This window comes from Synechococcus sp. R8-2 (assembly GCF_047461715.1).
In the GTDB taxonomy this organism is placed as follows: Bacteria; Cyanobacteriota; Cyanobacteriia; order Thermostichales; family Thermostichaceae; genus Thermostichus.
Genome location: NZ_JANSHQ010000062.1, coordinates 1 through 4,441, shown reverse-complemented (window position 1 = coordinate 4,441; position 4,441 = coordinate 1). Strand labels below are relative to the sequence as shown.

At 58.3% G+C, this 4,441-nt stretch carries 4 protein-coding genes; 2 read left to right on the top strand and 2 right to left on the bottom strand.

Going from position 1 to position 4,441, the window contains the following annotated elements; translation table 11 throughout:
• Together NW819_RS01590 and NW819_RS01585 are read right to left on the bottom strand one after the other, a co-directional pair.
• Positions 1–722, bottom strand: a 722-nt coding sequence (locus tag NW819_RS01590) for a DUF3084 domain-containing protein (protein ID WP_414412691.1), incomplete at its 3' end; no start/stop codon positions are given.
• Positions 723–827: 105 nt separating this feature from the next.
• Positions 828–1,808 carry an alpha-ketoacid dehydrogenase subunit beta gene (locus tag NW819_RS01585; RefSeq protein WP_414331610.1) on the bottom strand — a complete coding sequence of 327 codons (981 nt, stop codon included), beginning with the start codon at positions 1,806–1,808 and terminating at the stop codon, positions 828–830.
• Positions 1,809–1,991: 183 nt separating this feature from the next.
• Between NW819_RS01585 and pdxA the strand changes: the two genes are divergently transcribed.
• Together pdxA and NW819_RS01575 are read left to right on the top strand one after the other, a co-directional pair.
• On the top strand, positions 1,992–3,014 hold the full coding sequence (pdxA, locus tag NW819_RS01580; protein WP_414350200.1) for a 4-hydroxythreonine-4-phosphate dehydrogenase PdxA: 1,023 nt from the start codon (positions 1,992–1,994) through the stop codon (positions 3,012–3,014).
• Positions 3,015–3,104: 90 nt separating this feature from the next.
• Positions 3,105–4,220 (top strand): aldo/keto reductase, encoded by a 1,116-nt coding sequence (locus tag NW819_RS01575; RefSeq protein WP_414412692.1) that lies wholly within the window; start codon positions 3,105–3,107, stop codon positions 4,218–4,220.
• The last annotated feature ends 221 nt before the right edge of the window (positions 4,221–4,441 follow it).

Here is a 4,441-nt window from a genome sequence, read left to right as displayed (position 1 = left end):
CCCCGCCGCAGCCGCACCGCCAATTGGTTGAGCTGCTCGATCTCCTGCTCAAGCTGGTTTTTCTGGTTCTCCAGTTGGGTTAAGGCCGCCTGCACCACATCCAGGGAGCGCTCCAGCTGATCCCGATCCAGTTGCAGGGCTTGTTTTTGCGACTCCAGGGTGGCAATCATCTGCCGGGCCGACTCCACCTCTGCCTTCACTGCCTCCAACTCGGCCTGGGCTCGATCCAAACTGGGCTGCACCTTGGCCAGTTGCTCGTTGGCTGCCGCCAGCTTGGCCTCCGCCTCCTGCCGCTCCTGCAGCGCCACTGCCAGCTGATCGCGCACTTCGCTCAGGCGGGTTTGGGCTGCCGACTGCTGGGTGCGAAATTGATCCAGATCCACCTTGAGGTGGTCTCGCTCAACCCTGAGAGCGGCATTTTCCGCTTCCAAGAGGGCTTTCTGGCGGTTGAGGGCCCGCAGCTCTTGCTCCGCCTGGGCAATTTGGTTGGTGTAGCTGAACAGGGCCTCCGACAGAGAGCGGTTGAGGAGCAGCAGTGTGCCCAAGGTCAGGGCGGAGATGCTCACGCCGGTCACCACGGCCACCAGAATGGCGGTATGGCGGGGGCGCAGGTTAAACCAGGTAAGGCGCTTTTTGCCAATGCGGTAGCCCACCCGATCCCCAACAACGGCAATCAGGCCACTGACAACCAACATGTAGAGGATCAGCAGTACGCCTTGCATATTCGCGGATCCCTGCCATGGAAATCTTAGCAAGGTTGCCCTGAGGATTTTGCAAGTTGCTGGGAGATAGATTTCGGCGCTGTTTTGTAGGGATTTTTGGGGGTTCTAATCCGCGTAGAGGAGCCGCTCCACCGCCGCCACAATATCTGCAGGTTGCACGATGGTGGCCGCCTCCAGCGTGCCGTTGTAGGGGGTGGGAATGTCCTGCGAAGCCAAACGCATCACCGGCGCATCCAGCTCATCGAACAGTTCTTCCATGATGCGAGCTGTCAGTTCCGCCCCAATGCCACCCGATTTCATGTCTTCCTCAACAATGATCACCCGATGGGTTTTGCGCACCGAAGCGGCAATGGTTCCCATATCTAAAGGTTTCAGCGAGATTAAATCGATCACCTCAGGGTCGATCTCCTGCTGCACCAAAGTGTCCACGGCCTTGAGCACGTGGTAGCGCATGCGGGAGTAGGTGAGCAGGGTAACATCGGAGCCGGATCGGACGATTTCGGCTTTGTCCAGAGGCAAAAGGTATTCCTCTTCTGGCAGATCTTCTTTCAAGTTGTACAGGAGCACATGCTCGAAAAAGAGAACGGGGTTGTCGTCGCGGATGGCGGACTTGAGCAAGCCCTTGGCATTATAGGGAGTTGAACAGGCCACGATCTTAAGCCCGGGCACCGCTTGGAAGTAGGCCTCTAGCCGCTGCGAGTGTTCTGCTCCCAACTGACGACCCACCCCGCCCGGCCCGCGGATGACCATCGGGATCTTGAAATTGCCCCCGGAAGTGTAGCGCAGCATACCGGCATTGTTGGCAATTTGGTTGAAGGCCAGCAGCAGAAAGCCCATGTTCATCCCTTCCACCACCGGGCGCAAGCCGGTCATGGCTGCCCCGATGGCCAGGCCGGTGAAGCTGTTCTCGCAAATGGGGGTATCCAGCAGGCGCATCTCCCCGTACTTGCGATACAGGTCTTTGGTGACTTTGTAGGAGCCGCCGTAATGGCCGACATCTTCTCCCAAAACAAATACGTTGGGATCCCGGGCCATTTCTTCGTCGAGGGCAGCACGCAAGGCGTTGTAAAGGAATGTCTCGGCCATAGAGGTTCAATATCGCTAAACCCTCATTAAACCATTTTGCCGGCATGGATCCCCTTGCAGCTGACTTGATAGGCTGAGCTCAGAATTCTTGCTCAAAGGGATGGCGACCTTCCCCACAGCTTTCCTCAGCACTCTCTTTCCCCTGGAACATGGGGATCGTCCGTCTTCTCAAGAAAAGACACCATGAGCATTCCACGGCCCAAACTGGCGCTGACCTTGGGGGATCCCGCGGGAATTGGGCCGGAAATTGTGCTCAAGGCGCTGGCGGATCCTGAGGTGCAGTCTTGCGCCCACATCACGGTTGTAGGGGATCGGCAGGTTCTAGAAGCCACCTATCGCCTGCTGAGAGATCGGTCGCCGGCTCCATTGGCCCATCCGGCAGGGATCCCGATGCTGGAATGCGACACAGGCTTTCGGTTACAGCCTGGCTGTATTGGTCAAGGGGATGCCGACAGTGGTGCGGTTAGTTTTGCTTACCTGAGAACGGCGGTCGAACGGACGTTGCAGGGGGAGTTTCAGGGGATCGTGACAGCGCCCATCGCCAAGTATCTCTGGCATCAAGCTGGCTACCGGTTCCCTGGTCAAACAGAAGTTTTGGCCCAGCTGAGTCGGTCTGAGCACTACGGGATGATGTTTGTTGCCCGTTCCCCCCACAGCGGTTGGCAGATGCGGGTTTTGCTGGCCACCACCCATATTCCCCTCGGCCAAGTGCCCACCGTGCTGACCCCAGAGCGGGTGCGGACAAAGCTGAATGTGCTGGTGGGATCCCTGCGCCACACCTTTGGGATCCGGGATCCTGTGATTGCAGTAGCCGGCCTGAATCCCCATGCCGGCGAACAGGGGCAACTGGGATCGGAGGAAAAAGAATGGCTGACCGAGCTGCTGCGCACCTATGCCCACGCCCAAATTTGGGGGCCGCTTCCCCCCGACACCCTGTGGGTGGCTCCCGCGCAAGCCTGGCATGGCCAGGGATCCCCAACTGTGGCAGATGCCTACTTGGCTCTCTATCATGATCAAGGTTTGATCCCGGTGAAGATGCTGGCTTTTGACCGGGCGGTTAACCTGACAATTGGGCTGCCTTTTGTTCGCACCTCTCCCGATCATGGCACCGCCTTCGACATTGCCGGCCAAGGGGTGGCCCGATGCGAGAGCCTTAAGCAGGCGATCCTGCTGGCGGCAGAACTGCTGGGCAAAAACCCCTCCTGAGGGAAACCATGCCTGTGCCCGGCCATCTGAAGCTGTCTCCCGCCTCTGGGGGGTGATTTGATGGGAGTTGCTGGCATCACCTCAGCCGCAATGCTCTACCGTCGCTTTGGGCGCACCCAACAGCTTGTCTCGGTTTTTTCTCTGGGCAGCATGCGCTTGGTCAATGTGCCCAGGGCTCAGGCTCAGGCAACCGTTGAGGCAGCCCTAGCCGCAGGGATCAACCACATCGAAACGGCTCAGGCTTATGGCCATGCCGAGGTGCTCTTGGGCGAGATTTTGCAAACCCTGCCCTTTTCACGCCATCAGTTGATTCTGACCAGCAAACTCACTCCCACAGATGGGTTGCGAGAGCGGCTTCAGGGATCCCTGCGCCGTCTGCGGGTGGATTACTTGGATCAATTTGCCTTTCATGGCATCAACCTGCCGGAACACCTGGAGTGGGTGCTGCAGAAAGGGCTGCCGATTCTCCAGCAGATGCAGCAGGAAGGCTGGGTGCGCCACATTGGTTTTTCCACCCATGGATCCCTGGAGTTAATTTTGCAGGCCATCCAGACAGGATGCTTTGACTTTGTTAATTTGCACCATCACTTTTTCCAACAGCGCAATGCACCGGCCCTAGAAGCGGCTGCCCAGCAAGATATGGGCGTGTTCATCATTTCTCCTGCCGATAAAGGGGGAATGCTCTATCGCCCGCCCCAACACCTGCAGGAGTGCTGTGCACCTTTCAGCCCCTTGGAGTTTGCCTATCGTTTTTTGCTGGCGGATCCCCGTGTTCACACCCTCAGCCTGGGCATCACTCATCCTGAGGAGCTACAGGTGGCCTTGTCGGCTTTACAGGATCCCGACCGTTGGTGGGTGGATGGCCCTCAGATTCAGGAGCGGTTGCGCCAAGCCGAGCAGGAACGCTTGGGATCCAGCCGCTGCACCCAGTGCTACGCCTGCCTGCCCTGCCCAGAAGGGATCCACATTCCCGAAGTGCTGCGTTTGCGCAACTTGGCCATTGCCCACGAAATGACGGAGTTTGCTCGGTACCGCTACAACATGTTCGGCCAAGCTGGGCATTGGTTTCCGGGGTCACTTGCCGACCGCTGTACCGAATGCGGTGACTGCTTACCCCGCTGCCCAGAACATCTGCCTATCCCGGAGTTGCTGGCCGAAGCCCACCAGTTGCTGCATCGCTCTCCAATCCGGCGGCTCTGGGAATGACCATTCCCCCTATCCTGTTTGGCAGAGCTCAACTTCGTTTATGATCGGTTGCAGTTTGTCAAGAGACTCACAAGGCGAGGCATCAGGGTGAATAGTCAGAGCCAAGACCGCTTAGACCGAGTGGAGCAACTGCTGGCTTGGACGGCTGAACAGACTGCTGCCAACAGCCGAGAAATCCGGGAGCTCCGCCAATCCATTCAGGAGCTGCGTCAGTCCATCCA

What these genes read in the sequence shown, in the direction of transcription:
- pdxA (WP_414350200.1), top strand. Translation starts at nt 1,992, where the DNA reads ATGAGCATTCCACGGCCCAAACTGGCGCTGACCTTGGGGGATCCCGCG.
- NW819_RS01575 (WP_414412692.1), top strand. Translation starts at nt 3,105, where the DNA reads ATGCTCTACCGTCGCTTTGGGCGCACCCAACAGCTTGTCTCGGTTTTT.
- NW819_RS01585 (WP_414331610.1), bottom strand. Translation starts at nt 1,808, where the DNA reads ATGGCCGAGACATTCCTTTACAACGCCTTGCGTGCTGCCCTCGACGAA.